Below are 25013 nucleotides of genomic sequence, written 5' to 3'. Positions count from 1 at the left end.
ATAACCGCGTAATAGGGTTATCGGCTCTGCGTCTGTACGGCTAGTTCTTTGACATGTATTAATTGACATATATTAATCAGTAGTCTCTCGGTTATGTCACTTGTTGCTGGTCTTCCTGATCAATTCCACACCATCGTATGCCAGGCTTTCCAAACTTGCTGCCTTCTGCAGTATGTAATGATCAAAAAAGTTCTTCGCATAGTCTGTAACAATATTTCGCATCTCCATAGCATCCCGTTCACCTCTGAGTTCCTCATTAAAACTGGTAAACACGATGTCACAGTAATCCAAATGTGCAACACGATCAACTGAGAAATAATAGGTCTCCATGCTATTGTTAGCGCCAATAATCGCATTCATATTATAGTTAGGTTCACAAAACAGTAGCAAGAAGGGTTTCTTAAGATCGCTGTCAAGAAGTCCAAACGCACCGCTATCCAAGCCAATCCCGCAGGCGAACCGGTCGTCATCCCGGCAAACCATCGCCGTCGTAGGCCCTCCATAAGAATGTCCGACTATACCCATGCCGATGTCAAGCAGCAATCTGCCCTTAAAGATGGAATTCAGCTCTCCAGAGTCCAGTTTGTAAAGATAATCGGCTACATACCTTACATCTTCTGCCTGTGATTCACTATACTCTGTTATCTTGGAAAGTATCGGTAGTGCAAGCACGTTACGGCACATCTCAATGGCAGTTTCATCGTCAGGACGCATCTCCATCTTACCAGCCAACGCCAGCATCTCCGGATCTTCACCAAACGCTGTAATGACATCCGAAAAATCCTTGGATACATTAAACAGGCGCCCATCTTTACGTTTATACATCGTGCTATTCTGATGGCCGATGCTTACCACAACATACCCCATGCTTGCCAAGTCTGTACAGAGCACTGTACCCCATTCTGGAGAACCGCCTCCACCGCAAACATAGAATAACACTGGATAGCGCTTTTCCTTCCCGGAGAGAGCAAGGTCGTCGTAACACTGGGTCTTGATATCTATAGAGAAAACATCCTTCAACGCAGTGACAAGTGGCTGCTCATTAAACATCCCGTAGACTTCAGGAAACATGTACGTTGATGTAGTCTTACCTTCGCTACTGTCAGACGGATAATACACAAAAGCGGTCAGTTCTCTTTTGGTGTAATCTGATGCCGTGTACTCAAAATCCATCTGGGTTCGACCGACAGTATAGCCGCCAATTGGTTCTGGAAATACGTCATAGGTTTTCATTTTCTTTCCCCCTTGAGATCGCTAACCATTTCAGAATATTTATGATCTTCAAGCAGTCCATGGCCCATAAATTCAGCAAAGTATTTGCTGATCTTATGTTGCAGCTTAGAGTCCTTAATATCGAATTCTCTAAAAAACAAGATTAAATTAAGCTGCATTGACTCAAACATAAAAGAAATCAGGTCGTCGTCAACATCCGGTCGGAGATATCCATCAACCCTCATTCGGCGTAAAATGTCCTTGATCATGGGGAATGACTCGCCCTTTAACACATTCACATATACTTTAAGCAAAATGTCCTCAGGAATATATGAAAATGTTTTAGTCAATTTGATTTCCAACTCATTCAGCGGCTCGGTCACCATGCCATTAACGTTACCAAATAAGCCAGTGAGGAAATAGCTGTAAAGGGAATCTTCATTACTGTTACTAAAATATGCAGCTCTTTTCTGGGTCACATTACGTATTAATTGACAATAAAGGTCATCTTTGTCTTCAAAATATCGATAAAATGTTCCGGGGTGCATGGACAAACTATCCAAAACCATCTTCATAGTTATATCCTCGTAAAGGTTATTAACAAAAAGATGCATAGCGCTATTCGATATTTCCTCGCGCCTTGCTTCATCTAAACGAAAGAAAGAATTTTTTGGCATAGATTACTCCTTAATGTGAAGTGTGAATTGATTCACACTATACTGATAATACATTCACAAGTCAAGTCGTATTAATATAGAGTGTTCAGAAACTCATAAAATGATTTATGTGAAATACCCGCCGTTATATTAAGTGTTGCATGTATTCATAGACTCCATTTTCACTATCATTCAGCGGACTGACCGGGAACAGCTTGGAACAAGAATTGGGTCCCTGATAACAAAAAAAGCCGCTAAAATAGCGACTTTTAATGGTACTCATTTATAACCCGAGATCATCAGCGAGTCCTTCAACGCCTGTGAAGATGGAATCTCCGTATCCCCAGAAGTTGTTGAAATCAATAATGTAGATTTTCTTGTTTTTAACTGCGTTAATGTTTTGTACCTGTTTGTTGGCAAGCAGCTTTTCAATCGTCTGCTCAGGATCAATGCCACCTGCATACCTCGAAATAATCATTGCATCCGGATTAATCTCGATTAACTTCTCCAGACTGAGTGTGCCAGTTTCATTAATAAGCATATTATGCATATTGATTAATGATATTGCACTTTCAATAAACGTATCACCATTTCCGTTGTAGATTCCAATAGTTCCATCACCATTATCCGAAAATGATGCATAGTTGATCGTTTCAGAGCTAGCTCGGGCCGACAAGGCATTCTCGCGTGCTTTAAGCGTCTCAATGTATGCCGCTGCATTGGCTTGTACGTTGAATATCTCACCTAATTCAGTAATATCCTGATACAGACTATCTAACGATGCATCAGGAACACTGGTGCTTTGTACGTACGTTTTAATCCCCATATCATTCAAGCTGCTTACTGTACCAACACCCCAGTCCGCATCCTCAAACAATCCACCACGCCCTACAACCAGGTCAGGCGTAGCCCCTATTGTCACTTCCTTGCCTACATAGCCTTCAGCAAGCACAGGAATTTGTTTAAACTCGTCAGCAATATCTTCAGGTACACTACCAAACAACGCAGCTACACCTACAAGTTTGTCTGTCAAACCAAGGCGAATCATCAGCTCGGCTGCACCTTGTGTATTGGCAACTACTCGTTCGGGTGCCTTGTCAAACGTTTGATCCTTCTTCACCCATGTGCCGTTCTCTGTTGTATAATTTGAAACGGTTACCGGGTAAGTTGTTTCAGCAGGTGCAGAAGCGTCTGCATCGGTTTGTTCCCCATTTGTTGCATCATTCGTGGCGTTGCTCTCCGTAGCTTGCTGTGAGCTTCCATTTGCATCTTCGCTTCCACCATTGTTGCTTGAACACGCTGCGAGCACCAGAATAATTGCAGTAATCAAACAAAGAAACATCCCTTTTTTAACGGATACCAACATGTAAATAATCTCTCCCTTTTGAATTCGCTCTTGTCGTTTAGACCAATATGTAAAATAACTATTGTCAGTATACAGTAAATGTCGAAGTGTGTAAATGAGAACAATAATCAATATCATTCGTCTGATGAATTAAGAGAGACCCTCATATGGTGCCTCTTATTCTGGGCTCACAGAAAAACCAAGTTCATCTCCCCTGTACGGGATTGAACTTGGTTCCTCTTTTACTTAACTATTTATTACGTGCCTGATTAACTTTGGCGATAAGTTCATTAATAATTTCATCAGGTGACCGCTCATTCATCCATTGTTGGCCGAACATTTGGAACACTTTGATCATTGGGAAATCTGCCCAGAATCCCACAAACTCCTCGTTAAGATATACCTTGTCCGTAACATGCTCGTTCATTTCATTCAGGCAATGCTCCAATTCCTTTTTCGCCACAGGATCACTCATCCACTCACTGAGCAGACTGAATTTGTGGAACGTGATTTCTTCCTTACCAAAGTCACAATGCAGACGTTCCGTAATTCGGAGATCTTTGGACGAGCTACCAAGTGAAATTTGGAAAAATCCGGTCTCAGCCACCCAACGGTTATACTTGGTGTTGTAATATGAGAAATCTCTCTCTTCCAGTTCAAAAGTAATCTTGCGTTTTTCACCCGGCTCCAGTTCAACTTTGGCAAAAGCTTTCAATTCTTTCTCTGGACGGGTCCATGTGCACTCTTCATCATGAACATACAATTGAACAACTTCTTTCCCCTTGCGCTTTCCGTTATTTTTCAATTGGAAGGACACCGTAACACCGGTATGGGTCTGAGCCACTTCCAGATCCGTATAGGAGAACGATGTGTAAGACAATCCGTGTCCAAACGGGAATTGAGGTGCCAGTTCTTTCCGGTCATAATATCGATAACCCACGAACAGGCCTTCGCGATAATACAGCTTGCCGTTCTCCCCGCGAATTCGCATGTGTGAAGGGTTGTCCGACAGTTTGACAGGGAATGTCTCAGAGAGTTTGCCCGAAGGATTTGTCTGTCCGAATAATACATCTGCAATCACTTTACCCATGCCTTGACCCGACAACCAAGAATGAATCACACCAGGTACATGCTGTACCCATGGGCGCATCGCCAGTGCGGAACCGCTGCTCGTTACGACAATACACTTGGGTTGAACCGCGGCTACCGCAAGAATCAATTTCACTTGATGCTCGGGAAGATCAATGCCTTGCAAATCATGCATCTCCGATTCCGCATATTCTGGTTGGCCAACAAATAATACAGCAACATCGGAATTCATGGCTAATGACACGCTTTCCTTGATTAGCTCATCATTGATGGAGTCATCCTCCGGGTACCCTTCTGCATAATTCATGGTCATGGCATCGCCAGCCAGATTTTTTATCTCGTCCCAAGGAATATCGACTTTTGTAGGCGTTACCTTCGCACTGCCCGCTCCCTGAATTCTCGGTTTTTTGGCAAACCGTCCGATCACGGCAACTGACGAAATGGACTCCTGCCCTAGCGGGAGAATCGCGTTCTCATTTTTCAGAAGCACAATACTCTCGGCCGCCGCTTTACGTGCGAGTGCATGATAGTCCGAATCTGGAGAAGAATCCTTGTCTTTCTTGCCCGTTACCCGCTCAACGAGCTTCAAAATACGACCCACGCTTTGATCCAACTGTTCTTCGGATAGGCTTCCGTTCTGAACCGCTTCAATGATTGCTTTAGCATTGTAATTGGCGGGACCCGGCATCTCCAGATCAAGCCCAGCCTTCAGTCCGCGTATACGATCATTGACAGCTGTCCAGTCGGATAGAACAACACCTTCATAACCCCACTCTTCTCTCAAAATATCATGCAGCAAATGTTCATTCTCACTTGTATACGTTCCATTCAATAAATTATAAGAACACATAACCGTCCAAGGGTCGGATTTCTTAATAATTCGTTCAAAGGCGCTCAGGTAAATCTCGCGAAGCGTTCGCTCATCGATTTCCGAACTGGTTACCATCTTCTCGAATTCCTGGTTGTTTCCCGCAAAGTGTTTGACAGAAGCGCCCACGCCTTCGCTTTGGATCCCGTTTATAAACGCCGCTCCAAGTTCCCCCGTCAAGTATGGGTCTTCCGAGTAGTATTCGAAGTTTCTTCCGCCAAGCGGCGTTCTTTTCATATTGACACCAGGTCCAAGCAGCAGCTCAACGTCCATGGTTTTGGATTCACGTCCCAGTGCCACACCGACTTCATACAACAATTCCGTATTCCACGAAGAACCGATGGCTGAACCCGTAGGGTAGCAAGTTGCGGGTACATTTTCCGATGTAATCCCCATTTCTTCATCGCTGTTTGTTTTACGGATGCCGTTTGTCCCATCGTACATATGAACTGGCGGAATGTTTAACCGCTCGATTCCTTTTGTCATCCACATATTCAATCCTGCGCAGAGTGAAGCTTTCTCGGCCAGCGTTAATGCCGTCAACAATTCATTGATTGATTTATCCATAGTACTCACCCTTCTAATATCAATTTTGTTCCTGTTCTTTCTTCAGTTCCTGTGCATCATACAGTTTGAAAAACGGAAACCAGACAATAAATACAATCACCAGGACGACCGCCAGCAAGATAAGCCCATTGAGTCCGGACATAATGTAGGTGGACAGGCCGATTGGCGTGTACCATAGCTGGAAGATCTGGCTCGGGATCCGTACCCAACCCCAGTCGAGAGCCAAGTACACAATCACCGGCGTGATAAGTGAGTTAATCCACATCGGTACCATGAGTAACGGATTAAAGGCAATCGGTGCTCCGTACACGACAGGTTCATTAATGTTGAACAAGGACGGGATAATCGTCGCCTTGCCGACAGATTTCAGTTTTTTCGAACGTGCCATCAGGAACCAAACAACTAACGGCAAAGTCGCACCCATACCGCCAATACCCAGCCAGCCGGAGAAAAAGGTTTCAAATGTGTTAATATTGACCGGATCTTGTCCCGCTGCGACAAGAGCTGCATTTTCTTCGATTGCAGGTATCCAGATTGCGTACCAGATCGGTGTCATGACCCACGGGCTTACGCCGAAAGAATACAGTACAACGCCAATGAAATTGAACAATAAAAATCCGGTTAAGCTTTGTCCAACGGCATTGATCGGCTCAAATACGTTCACGATCAGTCCAAAAATATCAAAATGAAGCTGATATACAAGCAACCATCCTGTTGTTAATACCAGGGCGATCGGGACGAGAAAATCGAACCAGTCCATAATGAATTCGGGAAGTGAAGACCCTTTTTTGAAGAACGAAAATTTGTTGCACATGATCATTACAAGAGCGACAAATACACCTACCAACAGTGCTGTAATCATCCCCGAGGGTCCAAATCGTTCAAGGATGAACTGAATGGTACCGTCTTCGTTTACTGTCGGGTTAAGCAGCATAACGAACAGAGATATCCCCGTCATTCCCGCCAGCAACTTAATTTTGTGTCGTTCTCTTTTTTCCATCACGACATAAGGCGTCAAAAAAGCAATAAACAACCCCAGCAAACCGAAACTGAATGTCGTGATGGGTGTCAGGTCCGGCATTCCCGGAATGAAATCCTGCAAAATCGAAATCAATGTAATAATCGAACCGATGAAAATCATCGGAATGGCGACCATGATGGCTTCTTGAATCGAAGAAACCCAAATATTGTTCGTAAACGCCTCCAATCTTGGCGCAAACGAATCTGTCATCCATTTCATGAAACGCTTCATCCAAAACTCCCCCTGTCTTCCTCTAAGCTGCCACAACCATAGTATATCGATTTGTGTTAACGCTTTCTTGTTGGAACTTGCCGCATCATGGTTCGTTTTTTGCCCAATCCATCACTATAGTTCTAGCTTGCCAGCCTGAACAAGAAATAAACAACAAAAAACATCCCTTCACTACTGAAAGGATGTCTTAAGAGCCTTTTTTTAATATTGCCTATCCAAAATGAGCAGCATTACCCCATGCGGTGGAAGAAAAATCTCTCTGCGCCAACTTTCATCTCTTATCATCTCTGTCCCCATCACGGGTCCACTCCTGCCGTTTAGATAGGCGATTTCTTCTTCCGTCAAGGAATATGGCGATCCCATGCGGGTCCACTCATCAAATACCGATCCATGCTCCCGATCCAGTTGATAACTGGTGCATTTATAAGGCCCCTCGAGATTGCTCAGGGTAAGTGCATAAGCTTTGCTGCCTTTTTCCTCAAATACGTCATAGCGGGTTGAGCTGGATAATTCCGACCAATCTCCACTTGCAAACAGCTGGTCTACGTGAACATAGTGATAGAACAAAAATTGCATGCTTCCATCCCTTTTTCGGGTTCCGACATAACCGTCTCCCTTGACCATCAGCTCATCCCCAAGCTTTTGCATAAGCTCAAATGCATAATAGCTGGGTTTCTTCAGCCCATCGCGGTTAATTAGGCCAAAACCTCCGTAGAAAGGAGAAGCTGGAACGATACTTTCTTCGAATACATCGGTAAAGGACCAAAAAGCCATCGCTTTCACCTCACCGAGCGTGTTCATGGTGTGGTAAATGACAAACGGAGCCATAAACATGGTATCGTGCAGCAAGTTACGGTCATACAGCGAAAAGTTCCATTCGGTGACATGAAGTTCAACATGACCGTACGTTGACGCATTCATTTTTTGCCGCATAAGTGCAATACTCTCTTTATAAAAAGCAGGCGGCATGATTTGCGTTAAACGATCGTCTTCAACTTTTAGCTTGGGATACTCCGAATAGATGTGGAACGAATAAAAGTCGAGAGCCACTTCCCGCTTGCGGCAATAGGACAAAAATTCCTCAGCCCAGGTATCGTTCCAGAGAGATCCGTAACCCATAGCTGGCCCCCCCACCTTCAGTTCCGGCAAAATCGATTTGATGGCATGAACGGTCGATTCGTAAAACGTAAAGTATTCTTCCTTGCTTCCTGCCCAACAAACACCCGCCAGGTCAGGCTCGTTCCATACTTCGAAATACCACTGCCTCACTTCTTCCGCCCCATAACGATTCAAACAATGGCGAACGAATTCACCAACAAGCGCCTGCCACTTGGCAGGGTCGGATGGCGGGCTAATATTCCCTCTCCACCAAAACAGCGTTTCTTTGGATCTCGCCAACTGGCTCGGCATAAAACTTAATTCCACAAATGGCCGAACACCCTGATCCAGCAGGAAATCATACAACTTGTCCACATAAGACCAATTATAGAGGGGAGTGCCCTGCTCGTTCTCGCTGTACACCATCATCTCGTCATTGAAGATGCCGTGAAATCGAATATATTGAAAAGGTACTTTTCCTTTCAGCGCGGAGAGCTGCTTCCGCCAATCTTCACGTAAACCTTCAATGGCTCTCCCTGCCGTCATGGTCATATTCCAGTGCTTTTCGTAGACAGACGACGTCTGATCCGCACGAATTTCAATATAAGTTTGGTCTGACAGATGTACAGACGGTATAGGAAGCGTGTCTTGATCAGCGTCAACCTTAACATCCAGATATCGATACAGTAAGCTAATCGCATTCAACGTTTCCATCTCGTAATAATCTCCGCTTGAAGACTCCTCATATGTTTTGGGTTTGCGGTTCACATTCAACTGATGGAGTTCCGGTGTACGAGAAGCTTCCCGATAGGAACCGGGCGTACAGCCGTACTTTTCCTTGAAGTATTTGTTAAACAGCTTCACATTGGCAAATCCGCAATCCAGCGCAATCTCCGAGATATTTTTATCGTTTGCTGCCAGCTGAGCCTGAGCCTTCTCCAAGCGAATGAGCGTCAAATACTTTTGGAAAGGTATCCCGATTTTGTCGGTGAAGAAGTGGGAGAAATAATGCAAACTTAAATGTTCGGAATGCGCCATATCCTGCAGTGTAATCTTCTCATTGTAGTGTAAATCAATATATGTGAGGACCCTGTTCAGTCTTTTATAGTCATAATCCCTGCTACCGTCTTCCAATGCGGAATTCGTTCCACTGGAAAAATACCTCTGCAGGCATCCGCATAACATCTGTAATCTGCCCATTGTGAAATTTTGATAACCCGGCGTTTTTTTGTTGATCTCCCATACCATTTGCGCAAGATATTGTTTAATACTTTGCAGGCGAGGAGCGTTTTGTTCCACGTTCATAGCAGAGTTACAGGAGATAAACGCATTATTGTTCATCAACTCGGGACCGAACTGCAATGTTAATAACACATTGTCCTGATTGGTTCGTTCGATCTTGTGGACGGACATACTGTTAACCACAATCACATCATCTTCATGCAGTGTATATTGCTGCTGGTCCAGATACATGATGATTGAACCGTGGAGAACATATACAACTTCCACTTCCTTGTGCCAATGGAAATCAATATGTTTTACCGAGTTCACGAAGAGTTTCATAGGCAGATCGTCCTGATGTTGAATAAACTCATATAGATAGCGAATTGTCTGCACCTTCCTTCATACCGATTATTATAGCCACAGCATTTTGAAGATATCAACAAGCTAAACAGTAAGAACAAAAAAGCCGATCAATTAAGGTTCAATTGATCGGCTCTTCTATATAAATGTTCAAACTACCTATTCAACTAGATGCACTGCTATCTTACCAACCGCGGTTGGACATGCGCTCTTCTGGAGCCAATTTAGAAATTTCGATCCCTTTCATCGGGGCGCCCAAGTTTTTGGATACTTCCGCAATCAGTTTGTAATCTGTGTAATGTGTTGTAGCTTCAACGATTGCACGAGCGAATTTCTCAGGGCTATCGGATTTGAAAATACCTGATCCTACAAACACACCGTCTGCTCCCAGGTGCATCATTAATGCTGCGTCTGCCGGAGTAGCTACACCGCCTGCTGCAAAGTTAACGACAGGAAGTTTGCCGTTTTCATGAACTTCGCGCAGTAACTCATAAGCTACACCCAGATTTTTTGCTTCAGCGTACAGCTCATCCTTGGACATGTTTTGCACTTTGCGGAGCTGGCTGTTAATTAGACGCATATGACGAACTGCCTCAACAATGTTGCCCGTTCCAGGCTCACCTTTTGTACGAATCATCGATGCACCCTCACCAATACGGCGAAGAGCTTCTCCCAAATCTTTGGCTCCACATACAAATGGTACAGTAAACTCATGTTTATCGATATGGAACACTTCGTCTGCAGGAGTAAGAACTTCACTTTCATCGAGATAGTCCACACCTAGGGATTCAAGCACTTTGGCTTCTATGTAATGACCGATACGTGCTTTGGCCATAACTGGGATAGATACAACCTTCATAACCTCTTCAACGATGGTAGGATCTGCCATGCGAGCTACACCGCCTGCTGCACGAATATCAGATGGTACCCGCTCAAGAGCCATAACAGCTGTTGCCCCTGCCGCCTCAGCAATTTTAGCTTGCTCTGCATTCATAACGTCCATGATGACGCCACCTTTTTGCATCTCAGCCATTCCTCTTTTTACACGATCTGTACCTGTTTGCATGATTGTAGTCCTCCTAATTAACTTTTGGGTGGTTTTCAATAAAGGCATCGCTCTAATCTATGATTTAGTATAGAATGAGAATGGTCATATAAAAAGATCCAATATTTTTGGTTTTTATTGTACCACTTCAATGATAACTCTGGAGGTCCTATGCAATTTCATGTAGCTTACAGTTCATATTTGAACCGAAAATATACAAAGATGAAAGCTCTATATCATGCCATTCGTGATGCAATTCATGAAGGTAATCTTATACATGGTGAGAAGTTACCCTCTACTAGAGAGTTAGCTGCGACGTATCACATTTCCAGAGGAACTGTGAATCAGGTATATGATACGTTGACTGCTCAAGGTTACATTCATTCAGAGCATGGAAGAGGAACCTTTGTTGCTTACCAGTTGGATTTGAACAATAATGCGTCCACCGTGAAAGCTTGTACGCATCACTTATCCGCCTGGGGAAATCGTATTCAGCAGTTTGAACAGCATTCGATTCAAAGAAATGCACCAGCCAATGCTCATACACATGATTTCAGAATGAATAGCGACGAAGTGATCGACTTTAGCAAATATCAACCTGATTTCTCCAAGTTCCCTTACGATGAATGGAATAATCGATTGTATGCAGAGATAAGGCAGCGTGAGCATCACCTGATAACAACTTCTGCCATGGTTAGTTCAACCGGGGATCCAAAATTGAGAGAAGCCATTGCTGCCTATCTTCGAAGGATGCGGGGCATTCAAGTCGATCCGGATCATATTGCAGTAACTGCAGGCTCCATGCAAGCTATAGCTCTACTCACTCAATTACTTGCAGATCCTGGGGATTATGTAGTGACAGAAAGTCCTTGTTATGTCGGAATTTCTAAAGCCATATTGGCTGCGGGTGCAAAGTTGATTGAAGCTAATCTCGATGGTCAGGGCGTTGTGCCCCAAGACTGGGAAGCACGTATGTTGTTTGTCACGCCGTCACGACAATTTCCTACTGGTGAAATGCTCAGTCTGGAACGCAGACAAACCTTGCTGGACTGGGCACAGCGAAATGATGCCATGATTGTTGAGGATGATTATGATAGTGAATTCCGATATCGAGGAATGCATGTTGAACCACTGAAAACACTCGATAAAGCAGGACGTGTAATCTACCTGGGTAGCTTTACAAAAACCTTGCCTTTAGAAGTACGACTTGGTTATGTGGTTCTTCCCCCTACCTTGGCTGACACCTTTAGAAAGGCACAGGCATTATATGAGCCAAGACCCGTCAACCTGATCGAACAACGGGCATTAGCTGCATTCATGACAAGCGGTCAATATGAGCGTCATCTGCGCAGAATGAATCGATTATACAGTCGCAAATTCCATCTGTTACTCAAACTTTTGAACAAACACCTCTCTACATGGTTTGATTGGGTGGAGAATGAAGCGGGTCTACACGTGTTTGGTTGGTGGCGAGGTAATGTGACCACTTATGAAGCCTTTCGGGAATCAGCTAGGTCACAAGGTGTGGTATACTCAGAAGTCAGCAGTTCAACGGCTGTTGGTACGAAGTATGGTATCTATTTGTCTTTTGCACATTTGTCAGATGAACAATTACAGGAAGGCGTATCCAGATTAAAAAATGCCGTTACAACTGCATTGTGAGGTAAATCGTCTCCAAAGTGAGTACAAGAAGATCATCATTCGGAAGAGGGGCGATCATTATGAATTGGTTAAATGAACTTTACAAAATTAATAAGCAGGAACCGGACAAGGAAATCGAACGTTCTTTGGTTAATGCCATCTTCCGAATATATGACCGGTTCCCCCGAATCGGCCTTAGAGAGCGGATCGGACAGCAAGAAATGTCTCTTGATATCGCCGATGCTTATATCCATGGACATAATGCCATGATTGAAGCTGGTGTCGGAATTGGTAAGTCTTTTGCGTACCTGATCCCAAGCCTGCTCACGAATCAAATGTCTCAGAAACCAGTCATTATAGCTACCTCCTCCATTCAGCTCTCGGAACAGATACATAAAGATTTAAGGATCATTGGTAGTCGGTTGGGATTCTCAACGGTTCGCTCCGTCGTGGGAAAAGGCATGGGTCAGTATGCCTGCCGAAGTAGAGCAGCGGAATGGATCAGTCTTGATGATGCTAACTCCTCCGTGTCTACCCTTGCGCAGCGCATATTAGATTATGAAATTGATGAAAGAGCCGATATTAAAGCTGGAATTAGTGATGCTGAATGGTCCCACGTTTCCGTGAATGATTGCAAATTTGAACGTTGTCATCATAAAACTGCATGTTTGTTTTACGATATGAGAGCGAAATTAAATGCAAAAGCTCACGAGATTGATTTTATTATCGTGAACCAGGACTTGCTCATACGGGATTTGATGAAGAAAAAAGAAGGAACCAAAAGCATCATCTCGGAACAGCCTGCTCTGATCGTCATTGATGAAGCGCATAATCTGGAAACAAAAGTTCGGGATGCCAGAACACTTGAGTTCACTTATCGGGGAATCTGCCGCATTCTGGATACCACGGTGCAGCTTCTAACGAAACAGTCCGGGGATAAAAGTCTCTTCTCACAATCCAAGTTCATCAAAAACTGCGCTGAGCGCATCTTCAAACAGGTAAACGCGGATCTTCTCGACCATGCCAAGCAGGATAACGACCGAATCAAAGTGTCAAAGATCAAAGGAATACCGTTGAACCAGGTCTCGAACGAATTAAAAGATCTCAGTCTACGTCTTTCCATTTTGACCTCACGCCACGAGCGGGAGATCGATGACGCTTTTGAAGCCATAAATGGGCTTATTACCCTCATTAGTGTCTTATCTGAAATTGAGGACAACTATCTTTTATGGGCAAGCAGTCCCCTGGGAGTAACCACAATCAGCATCTGTCCCAAAGATATAAGCCAATTTCTGAAATATGCTTTATTTAATGGCAAGGTACCTGTAATCCTAACATCAGCAACGCTGTGCCAAGGCGGGGATACGCTGGAGGAACAATATTCTTATATGACGCACTCCCTCGGTTATAAGGGAGATTTCCTAGAGCGCCAACCCTCCCCTTTTGATTACACCAACCATGCCATGATGTATATTTCGAACAAAGTTCCCTATTATCACCACGATCAACGCGAAAACTATCTTGAAGCAGCGTACAACGAAGTGGTTCAACTCTGTAATCTAACTCAGGGAAGAACAATCGTCCTTTTTTCAGCAAAAGAGGACATGAAGTACATTCACAAAAAGTTGATCTCAAGGGCTAATGAATACACATGGTCAGTCCATGTTCAAAAAGAGGGTTCATCACAGGACAGTGTCATCGCCGATTTCAGGAAAAGCAAAGGTGTACTCCTGGGTACCGGTGTATTCTGGGAAGGTGTGAATATCGAGGGGTCTGACCTGTCACAGGTCATTATTTTCCGGCTGCCCTTCCCTGTTCCATCGGATCCTGTATATGAATATAAGGCATCTGTAACGGAGAATCCCTTCATGGAGGTGTTTGTACCGGACATGCTTCTTCGGTTACGGCAAGGAACGGGACGCTTGATTCGTAGTGAAACGGACCTTGGCATACTCAGCATACTTGACTCCCGTCTCAGCGCAGCGGCTAAAAAGAGTTACCGGGAACAAGTGCTGGACACGTTGCCGTTCAAAAAAGTGACGGAAGATTTTGCGGTTTTAGAGAAGTTTGTTCAAAATAAGAGGATACGACGAACGGATTAGAAGTGGAATAACACGTAACCTTGAAAAGCTGCCTAAATAACATGAAACGGCCCTTCCGCTCATAAAGTGGAGGGGCTAATTTCATGCTGTAGGATATATGCTACAATATATTCCAGAGTTTTGAATCCCAAAGGAGGCATTACCATGGTTGAAAGACCAACTACAGATGAATATGCAGCTTATTATGAAGGGTACATCCAGCTTGTTCCTGAAGGAAACATCATTGAAATGTTGGAGCAGCAGGCCAACATCTTACAAAATTTGCTCTCTTCATTGACAGAGGAGCAAGCAAATTATCGGTACGCCGAAGACAAATGGAGCGTAAAAGAGGTCATCGGCCACCTTTTGGATAACGAACGCATCATGAGCAGCCGATTGCTTCGCATCGCCAGAGGTGACCAAGCGAATCATCCTGGCTACGATCAGGACGTGCTTATGCAGACCCACCCTTTCAATGCGTATACCCTGGCCGATTTGAGCGAAGAATATACCGTCACACGTCGCTCAACCATTCTTATGCTCCGTCGCCTCACCCCGGAAGCATGGCTCTGTAAAGGGATCGTCAGTGATAACACTGCTTCAGCTCGATCGATTGCATTTGTTATGGCTGGACATGAGCTCCATCATTTATCAGTACTTCGCGATCGCTATTCGTTAGATTTGAAATTATAAAATTCATTCAAAAAGACTTTGAACCTACATTCTCAGTAGGATCGAAGTCTTTTCTCATCAGTCGTTTTATCGTTCAAATTATCGTTCAAAATGAATCAGATGTGTATCCTCTCCCAAAGATAATGTGGAATAATGATTCAGAATAGGAATGTCTCCATTGAATTCAATGGGCAGGACCACATAGCTGGATTGGAAGTAATCCGATCCGTTCCAGCGATCTGCAAAGTATAGATACTCCTCTTCTGATCGCTTCAGCACAAATGCTGGTTGCGTTTGGTACGTCGTTTCATCGCCAAAATCGCTTAGCATCCCCCATGGTCCATCCATCGTATCCGCCATCGCGTATTTCCCTTGATTGGGGGCCCAGCCTGTGCAAAATGAGGTCAGCATATAATATTTACCGTTCCGCTTGAAGACGGCTGGCGCCTCTCGATATTCCCCCTGCCACAGCTTTCCGACAAGACTTTCAACATTAAGGTAATCTTCCTGCAGGCGATAGATGTGCAGGTCCGCATTGTCTCTGGCAGCCGAAATAAAATATGCTGTCCCGTCATCGTCCTGAAAGAGCGTGCAGTCACGTGACATATACCCGTACGGATTAAAGCTGCCATGATACACGAAATGGCTATCCGGATAATCTGATGTGGCTATGGCACATGCAGCATCATTGTAATTGTCACCATTCTCATAGTGAACCCAGAGGACAAACTTTTTTGTCACCGCGTTGAACAGCACTTTAGGCCGTTCGAGATTTACCTTTTCGCCTTTGTCATTCACTAATCTCAGATTCGTCCGAACTCGAATGAGTGCGGCTGGGCTAGAGGTCGTCAAGATATGGTTCCGAAACTCCCAGTTGAATAGATCTTTGGAACGGTAACAAGTCACATATATATCTTCTCTACGATCTTCACCATACCAGTAATAATAATCGTCATGAAACAACATATGTCCACCATGGGCATGGATCGGCTGACCACTTAATTCATTCCAGATGCCACCATTGGTTAGTTGATTATTCACACCGTCACCTCTCTTCTTTTAAGAACATCGTTAATTGGTGTCCGATCCAAATACCTTCACTTCCCAAAGTCTTGGCGTGTACCAATTGTTGGGATTGTTATGAAGTGCCGCATTTTGCATATTAATTCGTACATACCTGGCAGCAGTGCTCGATAGAGTATCTGAGGTGAAACCGTAAGATGTATTGCTGGTTCTATCCAATGCCACGGTCCAGTTTACATTATCCGTACTGGTCTCAATTTTATATTTGTAAAATCCTTCGGAGCCTTTTTGCATCCACCAGGAGATTTGCACATTATTCAATTGTTGAACGGAACCAAGGTCGACCTTCCACCAATGTGGCCAGGAGCTGCCTGTGCCGACCCATTCGGTTTGATAGTTACCATCATTAGCATAACTTGCCGGGTTCGTTCCGGTAGCTGTTTGCGCTGTTGCAGGTTTACCTTGTGACAGCAGTTTCCCATTTTGAACGGGAACGACGACATCATCACTTGTATTGTACAGGACTTGATCAAAATAATCATAAAATGCGTAACCATCGGAGATCCAAACGGGAAGCAGTCGTTCCTCCGTTGTTCCATTTTGCGTACCTGCCCAGCCAAACATCCAGCGATACGCAGCCATAACCACGTTGTTACCCGTATCTGGCTTCACCCGCATAACGGAACCCGACTGCGCCGAGAAGGTTGACGTGTTGCCAATTGTCCGTAATTCAGACCAATTTCCGTCTATGCTATTTGCTGATGAATACAAGGGTATACTCGGGTACCAACCTGCCGCTTGGGAAGAGAACAAATAATAAATGCCATCTTTTTTGATCATCTTGGGCAGTTCCCTGTGTTGATTTTGATAAATAACAGAAACTTGGTGATCCACATCCAGCCAATCGGAGGTTAACTTATATAAGATGGTGTCCGAATTATTATTGGCCGTAGAGATCAGATACGCCGAATCATCGTCATCTTTGAAAATGGAGATATCCCGGGATTGGTTCCCTTCCGGCCGAAAGCTTTTGTGAAATGTAAAGTCTTCTCCAGGTGTAGCTGAAGCCACAGATACTTTGGCAAGCGTGTAATCTGTACTATTTTCATAGTGAGCCCAAAAAACGAATTTGTTTGTGGGCGCATGGTATAGAATATTAATCCCCTCAAATTTGGAGTTCGCCAGATCGGGATGATCCGTGTAGGACAGGACCACTTTGTCGTTACCGTAGGTGATATCATCTGTTGATGTCTGTTGAATCATTTCTCCAAATCCACCTGATGGCTTTTGAACAAAATTAAACCTGTAGTAGGTATCCCCAACTTTAAGTTCATTCGGGAGCATAAGCGTTGATTGCGTTGTGTTATCAAAAGTTGTGAGGTCTTCTGGAAGGCTGTAAGGGGTATATTCTGGCGAGACAGCGGAGGTTAACAAGGAAGTTCCGCCATATGCCTTCACTTGATACTTGTATGTGTTACCTATATTGAGTTCATAATCATCCGTCGTTGTACCGGTTAAGGTCTGTAATAACGTATAAGGTGCATTGTTCTCGGATCTGTATAACTCGTATGCAGTCGCTCCCTGGACAGGTGCCCAATGAATTTTGGCATTGGATACTTTGGATTCATTCTTCAGGACAAACAGTGTTGCAGCGATCTTGGTCTCTTCACCAGCAGTAGCGTGAACGGTTTGAGTTGAGGACGTTAAATGCACTGTTAACAACATCAATGCAATGACGATAGCCATCCACGATTTACCTTTGATCATGTCTCATCATCTCCTTTTTTTAGAAGACCAACCTCCCTGTTGCCGGAAGGCTGGTTCAGGTGAAACTAGACTTTATTTCAAATTCATCAGTGTCATTACATCCGTCTCGCTGGCTTGGTTGTACCATTCGTTAACTTCTTCGATAACGGTGTCTCCGCCTTTTTCATGCCACTGTTTCACAAAGGTATCAAATGCTTCAAGCGGCTCATTGCCATATATGATTTTGGTGAACGTCTCTTGTTCCATGGTAGTCAACTGTTCCCACACATTTTGCATCGTTGGTGTTGGTGGACCGTTAAACTCATTTGGCAGTAAAACATCTCTGTTTTCATACGAAATCCGATATCCATCCTGTGTCGTTTGATCTTTTGAAGCGCTTTGAATGAGGACGCCCGTGTCGGCTTTAACTCCATTCGCCAGATCGTAGTACGATTGGCCAGGACCATCAACACTCGGTGTATTTTTGGTAAATGCCATTTTCCCAACGTCCTGCACAGCTTCTAATGGCGTATTAAATTTCGTTGGATCAAAAGTGACTTCGTCGTTGACGATATCGTAATCGTATCCCTGCGCGTAGCCGTATTTAAAATCTCCCGTACTGAACGCCGCGTCGTACATTTTATCGTAGTACAAGAAGAAGGCTTCCATGTTCTGAAAATCCTTGTTAAACATGAACACACCATCGTTCAACTGGGCGGATTGATAGGTCTTATCACCGTTCACACCTTGAATGGTCGGATAAGCACTGATTTTTGCACCCTCCACATTTTTCTCTACGTCCTTCACACTGTCGTAAAGCCAAGGACGACCAATGATTATACCAGCTTTCCCCTCCGTAAAATCGGACAGTGCATCCCATGCACCTTGGGTGGCCAATTCTTTGTTCAAGTACCCTTTTGCATACCAATCGCGTAACTTGGCAAGTGCCTCTTTGTTGCCAGGAGCCACAGATCCATACGTGAGTTTGCCATTGTCGTTATGCCATTGCCTTGGAAGATGTTTGCCCGTGTATGCGCTGAATATCATGACCGGATCGCTGACCCAGCCCGTATTGTAGGAATCTTTACCTGAAAAAGTAAAGCCGTATGTGTCTTTCTTGCCGTTCCCATCGGGGTCCTCATTAGTGAACGCCGCGATGACTTGTTCAAACTCCTCAATCGTTGTTGGCGCTTTCAAGTTTAAACTGTCCAACCAGTCCTGGCGGATCAACATGACTTCACCTTCCGTCAAATTCGGCGCAATGGCCATCCCGTAGACCTTGCCCTCCCTAACCACTGGATTGAAGGTGGTCGGGTATTGTTTGTATATTTCTTTTATCCGGTCAGGCATGTAGGTTGAGATGTCTTCTGTAATCTCCTTGACTTGCCCCGACTCTATCAGATCATTGACCAGCATGGTGTCATAGACGGGCAGAACGTCTGGCAGCTTCTCGGAACCCGTCAACGCCAGCCGCAGCTTGGTATTGTATTGTGAAGCATCACCTCCCAGCAGGGTGGTTTGGATTTTGATACCCAGGTTTTGTTCGCCCCAGCGGGTCAATACATTGTCATTTAACGTCTCACCGTTGATGTACTTTCCAGCATTTTCATCCTGTTGTTTGGCGATGGTGATCGTAAACGGTGGATCATATTTTCCGTCCTTAAGCACCGATGCCGGTGCGGTCTCGGAAGCACTCTCCCCTTTGCTACAGCCAGCCATAAGAATAGCCGACAGCATAACCATACTTACCATTTTCCATAAATCAGTTCTTTTCTTCATGGAAACATGCCCCCTTCACTCACTCAATTTGTTTTCTATATAAGCTCAACTAATTTCATATTTACACTGACACTCCGATGACAGAACAACCTTCCGATCGCTGTTATCGTGTAAATTTTAGTTGAACATATATAGATCGAATTTTTCGTCACAAACAACAACTATTCTTTGACTGCTCCAAGTACAATCCCCTTCACGAAATATCGTTGTAAAAAAGGATAGACCAAAATGATCGGTAGTGTGCTGACGAAAATTTGAGCTGCTTTGATACTTTGTTCCGACATTGCAGCGACTTCAGACTGGCTCATCGCCATATTCTGCATATTGCTCTGCACAACGACCGTCTGTAAGAACGAAGCCAACGGATACTTACTTGCATCCGACATGTACAATATCCCGTCAAACCAGGAGTTCCAGTGCCCTACCATAATGAACAAGGATACAGTCGCGATGCCAGGTAGAGATAATGGTAAATATATTTTGCTGAGAATTACGAAAAAGGACGCTCCGTCAATGAAAGCTGCTTCTTCCAAGGCTTTTGGAATCGTTTTGAAAAAATTGACGAGAAGAATCAGATTATAAGCACCGAAAGCGCCCGGTAACACAAGCGCCCATATGGTGTCCTTTAATCCAAGGGCGGTGATCAATATGTAAGAAGGTATCAATCCCCCCGAGAAGAGCATGGTAAAGATAAAAAACCACATGAGCACGTTGCGTCCCCGGAATTCCTTAGACAGGGCATATCCTGCACAGGTAAGAATAAACATGCTGATGGTTGTACCCAATACGGTTCGAGTGATGGATGTTAGCATGGCACCGTTGAAATTAGAATTGTTGAACGTTTTTACATAGGCGTCCACATTGAACCCGACCGGCCAAAATGAAACCATATTACCGCTAATGGCCGCTTTGCTGCTGAGCGATTGTGCCAACAGATGAAGCAGTGGTAGAAAACACGCCAGCCCCGCCAGTATCATGAACGCGTAATTAAAATAGGAGAATACTCTATAACCTGTCGTCTTATGGTACATGATCCCTCTCCCTCCTTGTTAGAATATTTTGTAATTGGCATACTTATAGGCCAGCCTGTAAGAGACAACGATCAAGATCAAGCTAATCCCCGATTTGAACAGTCCTACAGCGGTTCCGAAGCCGTATTGCCCGTTTAGCAAGGATGAACGGTAGACATAGGTGTCAATGATATCTCCCGTACTGTAGACAAGCGGATTGTACAGATTGAAGACTTGATCAAAGCCCGCGTCCAGAATATTGCCCAGACTCAGCGTAGAAATGACGATAATCATGGGCAACATGCTAGGCAAGGTAACGTATCGAATTTGCTGCCTGCGTGTGGCCCCATCGATCTCGGCCGCTTCGTAATAAGATGGATTAATCCCTGCAATGGTCGCCAGATAAACAATCATGCCAAAGCCGAAGCTCTTCCACACATCGCTGATCACAACCGTGAATCGAAACAGATCAGGATCACCTAAGAAGTAAATGGGATCGTTCCCGAAAATCCGGGTCAAGATGTGATTGATTCCTCCGTCTAATCCGAGAATGTCGATCATCAACCCCGCGACCGTTACCCAGGACAAGAAATGCGGCAGATACACCAGTGTCTGTACACTTTTCTTAATGCCCATATTTCGGATCTCACTCAGCAGGATAGCCATGACGATTGGAACAATAATACCAACGATAATTTTAGAAACGGCGATAATTAACGTATTAACGATCGCTTGTGTGGCTTCTTTGTACTGGAAAATTCGTTCGAAATTATCTAACCCGATCCACCGTGAACCTGTGATGCCCAACCATGGTTTGTAGTCCTGAAATGCCATGAGCAAACCTACCATCGGGCCATAAGAAAAGATGCAGACAAACACAAATGCGGGAATGCACAGTACGTACAAAGGCCAGCTTTTCTTGATTTCCTTTTTGAATGAACTTCGCTGGGAAATCTTTGTTTTTGTTTTTTTCGCGGATCTGGCGGGCACAATTTCGTTAATGTTGCATACCTCCTCTATGATGGCTCTTCGAAAGCGATCCTTGAAGATAAGCTTAACAAAAGCGCTTTCATTCCAAAATGCCAATATTTCAAGATCATAACCCCGCCCTGAAGCAATTTAAAACCGCTTTCATTTATCACCGATGCTGCCCTTCCGCTTTTCGAAGGTTTGGCTTATATTAAAGTTAATCCGATCTGGAGTTTGAACTTCTACGTTTGGCGATATGAAAGGAAACACATATGATCAGAAAAATGTATATGAAACGATTCATCTATTTCTTTGTTTTTTTTCTGCTGCTAACGTTGAGTTTGTTTTTCGTAATGAACCGCTTGAGTTCCAAGACACTTGAAGAAAATCTGATTGGAGCTTCCAAAAACCAGCTTGATTATGTGAAAGGCATTCTTGACGGAATTATGTACGAGGCAAATATGTACGGGGTTCAGTATGCAGCTGACAGCGATGTCCGGTTTTATCAGAGGCATGTTATTGAGCTGAGCAATTACGATTCCCAAATGAAGAAAAATGAAATCGTTGATCGCTTGCGGCAAACGCTCCTATCCAGTCGATCGATTGAATCGATCGGCATTTACTGGAAGTCTGAAGAAACGTTTCTGTCCACGAACAATACACCGGAAGCGAGACTTCCGTTCAAGGATGTTCATCAACGGGGATGGCAAATTGTCGGCAATAGCTTGTATTACTTTGCCCTCTACCCTTACATCCAAAAATCCGGACAAAATGAACCGACTCAGTTCGTCGTTGGTGTAAAGCTGAATACCGATTATTTGAGAAATCTGCTGAAAAAGGCTGTGAACAACGACAGCTCAAACGCTTTTTTTTGGTTTAATTCCCATCAGTTATGGAGTGAGAAAGAAGTCGACAACGATCTATTGAAAGCGGTTACTGAAATGCTTTCTCCACAGCCGGAGATCACTTTGAAATATGATTATCACACCAATTCGGACGATTACTATGTTCTTTCTCGATATATTGAATCAATCGACGCCTACCTGATTACATATACACAGACAAATGATTTTCTGCAACCGATTGACCGTAACCGTAAAGTATTTTTTGCCAGCATTTTAGCCGTTTTCACGCTTGGTTTGGTTGTAATCTTTACGTTTTACCGGAACTATTACCGTAATATTCGTTTGTTGGAAAGGAAGTTTTCACAGGTCGAACAAGGCAATCACAATACACGTATTACCGAAAATACGGATAGAGAGTTTTACAGCTTGTTTAGAAGTTTTAATCATATGGTTACCGAGATCCAGGATCTGTTTGTATCCTTGAAGACTGAAACGGAACTAAGACGAAGTGCGGAACTTCAACAACTTCAAGCCCAGATTAATCCTCATTTTTTGTACAACAGTTTGTTTTTCATCATGTCGGTGGCTCAGTTTTCACCTGATTCTGTCATGCGCATGAGCAAACATCTGGCTGAATATTATCGTTATTTAACCAAGTTGGACCGGCATGAAGTTACGCTGGAAAGCGAGCTTCAGTTTGCGGAACATTTCCTGATCATTATGGCTCTCAGCAAAAAAATGGAGTACAGCATTGATCTGCCACCAGAACTGGCCTCCCTTCCCCTCATGCCGTTGATCATCCAGCCAGTGGTGGAAAATGCGATTCAACATGGAATTGAAGGACAACAAGGTGCGCATCGGGTAACAATTGATGTCAAACAGACAGAGGCTGCGATAACGATCAAGGTCTCCGATGACGGAAAAGGTCTTTCGCTGGATGATATCCGCAGCCTGGAGGCTCGGCTTGAGAGCGATTCTCCGCCTGAAGGAATTAAAGGCGTAGGGCTCTGGAATGTAAATCGACGTCTGAAAAATACGTACGGCGAACTCAGCGGGCTACATTTTGCTACCAATGATTGGGGCGGCTTGTCCGTCCTGCTGCTCATCAGCATTCCCGAGGTGAAAGGAGATAGCTAATGCGATTATTAATTGTGGATGACGGACATTATGTCGTTGAGTATATGAAGCACTTGCTCGATTGGAACACCTTTGGCATTGATCAGATCGAGACGATGACCAATTCGATTGAAGCCCGGGACATGTTGACTCAAAACCACATCGACATTCTGATCACTGACATCCGAATGCCCGAGGTTTCAGGAATCGATCTGCTTCAACATATCCACCAACATAACTTGCCAACCAAAGTCATCATCCTTTCGGGCTACTCCGAGTTCGAATATGCGCAACAAGGAATCCGTTTAGGTGCGCTCGACTACCTGCTCAAACCTGTCGACAAAGATGACGTTGAGAAAGCCATGTCTAAAGCCATCAAAAATATTACAAAGACACATCCCGCTCAATCGATCGCATGGGAGAACTTTGATGGATTGGCGTTTCTGCTATCGTTGCTTGGTCATAACGAGACATTAAGTAAGGAATATGAGGCTTACACCAAATTTTTAGAGAAACGCCGTTTTTGCTGCTTTAAGCTGGAGGGTTTTACACAGGAACATGAGGATGTTATAAAACATGCTGTCGGAGACAAATTGGATCGTCTCGTTTGGAATGCGGGAACGCGACTGTTCGGTCTTGTTCCGGAAGAAGCTGCTGGGGAACTGACCATCAAACTGGAGCACTCGGTCGTGTCCCCTCCCTTTTCATTGACTGATCGAAACGTGACCCGTCAGATGTTCTACAGGTTCTTCCTTAATGAGGATGTACACTCAGAAGACTTCATAGGCATATTCAACCATTCTCCCTCATGCGGTGATTGGGAGTCGGCGGGAAATATCATTAAAAAATATGATCAAATCCATCTCCATAAGCAAAAAATAATCTTTCTCATGGAGACCATTCGATATGTATATCTGACGGATAAGGATCGCGATTCCTCTGAAACCGTGGAGTGGATATTCAACCAGTTACGGTATCCTGATGAACTATCCTCAACTCTCATGGATCGGGTCAATCGAATCAGAAACAACAAACAGATGTCCATTCAAACCATCGTTGACAAAGTGCAAACCTATATCGAAGAGCATCTGTCACATGGCCTTAGCCTGGATGAACTGGGGAAAGTTGCACATCTCCATCCCGTCTACTTTTCCAAACTGTTTAAACAGGAGACGGGCGAAAATGTGTCAAACTACATATCCAGGAAAAGGTTGGAGAAGGCTTCTCAATTGCTTCAAGATTCGGAACTCCGTGTAGCGGATATAGCGCAGATGGTTGGTTACCGAAAAAATCAATATTTTATCCAGTTGTTCAAAGTGGAATATGGAGTTACGCCCTATCAGTACCGCAGAAATATGATCCATCAATGAAACTCTATAGATGCTGATATGATTTAGCTATACTGTCTGCTCTGT

The 25013-nt window shown here is 44.2% G+C and carries 17 protein-coding genes; 5 read left to right on the top strand and 12 right to left on the bottom strand.

Features of this window, described 5'->3' with window-relative positions:
• Positions 1-96 precede the first annotated feature (96 nt).
• The 7 genes from NZ043_RS24780 to pdxS form a co-directional block, all read right to left on the bottom strand.
• On the bottom strand, positions 97-1233 hold the full coding sequence (locus NZ043_RS24780) for a choline esterase (RefSeq protein WP_339309491.1): 1137 nt from the start codon (positions 1231-1233) through the stop codon (positions 97-99).
• Positions 1230-1889, bottom strand: coding sequence for a TetR/AcrR family transcriptional regulator (locus NZ043_RS24775; protein ID WP_339309490.1), 660 nt, complete (start codon positions 1887-1889; stop codon positions 1230-1232). Before NZ043_RS24775 ends, NZ043_RS24780 begins: the two co-directional genes overlap by 4 nt.
• A gap of 262 nt (positions 1890-2151) precedes the next feature.
• On the bottom strand, positions 2152-3234 hold the full coding sequence (locus NZ043_RS24770) for an ABC transporter substrate-binding protein (RefSeq protein WP_339309489.1): 1083 nt from the start codon (positions 3232-3234) through the stop codon (positions 2152-2154).
• Between the two features lie 229 nt (positions 3235-3463).
• A complete protein-coding gene (locus tag NZ043_RS24765) occupies positions 3464-5737 on the bottom strand; it encodes a glycoside hydrolase family 3 C-terminal domain-containing protein (RefSeq protein ID WP_339309488.1) in 2274 nt (757 codons plus the stop codon).
• Between the two features lie 19 nt (positions 5738-5756).
• The gene (locus tag NZ043_RS24760) at positions 5757-6989 is read right to left on the bottom strand and encodes a PTS transporter subunit EIIC (RefSeq protein ID WP_062834547.1); all 1233 of its coding nucleotides are present in this window, start codon (positions 6987-6989) and stop codon (positions 5757-5759) included.
• A gap of 201 nt (positions 6990-7190) precedes the next feature.
• Positions 7191-9650, bottom strand: a complete 2460-nt coding sequence (locus tag NZ043_RS24755; RefSeq protein ID WP_289389143.1) for a helix-turn-helix domain-containing protein — start codon at positions 9648-9650, stop codon at positions 7191-7193.
• A gap of 205 nt (positions 9651-9855) precedes the next feature.
• On the bottom strand, positions 9856-10740 hold the full coding sequence (gene pdxS / locus NZ043_RS24750; RefSeq protein ID WP_200869424.1) for a pyridoxal 5'-phosphate synthase lyase subunit PdxS: 885 nt from the start codon (positions 10738-10740) through the stop codon (positions 9856-9858).
• Positions 10741-10887: 147 nt separating this feature from the next.
• Here pdxS and NZ043_RS24745 point away from each other — a divergent pair, with 147 nt between their 5' ends.
• The 3 genes from NZ043_RS24745 to NZ043_RS24735 all read left to right on the top strand — a co-directional run bounded on the left by NZ043_RS24745 (position 10888) and on the right by NZ043_RS24735 (position 15131).
• Positions 10888-12378 carry a PLP-dependent aminotransferase family protein gene (locus NZ043_RS24745; protein ID WP_289389142.1) on the top strand — a complete coding sequence of 497 codons (1491 nt, stop codon included), beginning with the start codon at positions 10888-10890 and terminating at the stop codon, positions 12376-12378.
• A 59-nt stretch (positions 12379-12437) separates the two neighbouring features.
• Positions 12438-14459 (top strand): ATP-dependent DNA helicase, encoded by a 2022-nt coding sequence (locus NZ043_RS24740; RefSeq protein ID WP_339309487.1) that lies wholly within the window; start codon positions 12438-12440, stop codon positions 14457-14459.
• A gap of 144 nt (positions 14460-14603) precedes the next feature.
• Positions 14604-15131: a DinB family protein gene (locus NZ043_RS24735; RefSeq protein ID WP_091030261.1), complete on the top strand. Its 528-nt coding sequence runs from the start codon at positions 14604-14606 to the stop codon at positions 15129-15131.
• A 78-nt stretch (positions 15132-15209) separates the two neighbouring features.
• Here the strand turns inward: NZ043_RS24735 and NZ043_RS24730 are convergent, their stop codons facing one another.
• From NZ043_RS24730 to NZ043_RS24710, 5 genes are all read right to left on the bottom strand, one after another.
• Complete coding sequence (locus NZ043_RS24730) at positions 15210-16151, bottom strand: family 43 glycosylhydrolase (RefSeq protein ID WP_339309486.1); 942 nt, start codon at positions 16149-16151, stop codon at positions 15210-15212.
• 30 nt (positions 16152-16181) lie between these two features.
• Positions 16182-17900: a discoidin domain-containing protein gene (locus NZ043_RS24725; protein WP_339309485.1), complete on the bottom strand. Its 1719-nt coding sequence runs from the start codon at positions 17898-17900 to the stop codon at positions 16182-16184.
• Positions 17901-17972: 72 nt separating this feature from the next.
• Entirely contained in the window at positions 17973-19658 is a 1686-nt protein-coding gene (locus tag NZ043_RS24720) for a hypothetical protein (RefSeq protein ID WP_339309484.1), read from the bottom strand.
• Positions 19659-19819: 161 nt separating this feature from the next.
• The gene (locus NZ043_RS24715) at positions 19820-20689 is read right to left on the bottom strand and encodes a carbohydrate ABC transporter permease (RefSeq protein WP_017688372.1); all 870 of its coding nucleotides are present in this window, start codon (positions 20687-20689) and stop codon (positions 19820-19822) included.
• An 18-nt stretch (positions 20690-20707) separates the two neighbouring features.
• Positions 20708-21592 carry an ABC transporter permease subunit gene (locus NZ043_RS24710; protein ID WP_036616097.1) on the bottom strand — a complete coding sequence of 295 codons (885 nt, stop codon included), beginning with the start codon at positions 21590-21592 and terminating at the stop codon, positions 20708-20710.
• Positions 21593-21909: 317 nt separating this feature from the next.
• On the opposite strand from NZ043_RS24710, the gene NZ043_RS24705 reads away from it, so the two are divergent.
• Positions 21910-23619, top strand: a complete 1710-nt coding sequence (locus NZ043_RS24705; RefSeq protein WP_339309483.1) for a histidine kinase — start codon at positions 21910-21912, stop codon at positions 23617-23619.
• On the top strand, positions 23619-24968 hold the full coding sequence (locus tag NZ043_RS24700) for a response regulator (RefSeq protein WP_339309482.1): 1350 nt from the start codon (positions 23619-23621) through the stop codon (positions 24966-24968). The genes NZ043_RS24705 and NZ043_RS24700 overlap by 1 nt, the downstream gene beginning before the upstream one ends.
• The last annotated feature ends 45 nt before the right edge of the window (positions 24969-25013 follow it).

The organism is Paenibacillus sp. FSL k6-2145, from assembly GCF_037976585.1.
In the GTDB taxonomy this organism is placed as follows: domain Bacteria; phylum Bacillota; class Bacilli; order Paenibacillales; family Paenibacillaceae; genus Paenibacillus.
The sequence above is the reverse complement of the archived record's forward strand: the minus strand, read 5'-3'. Positions and strand labels throughout refer to the sequence as shown.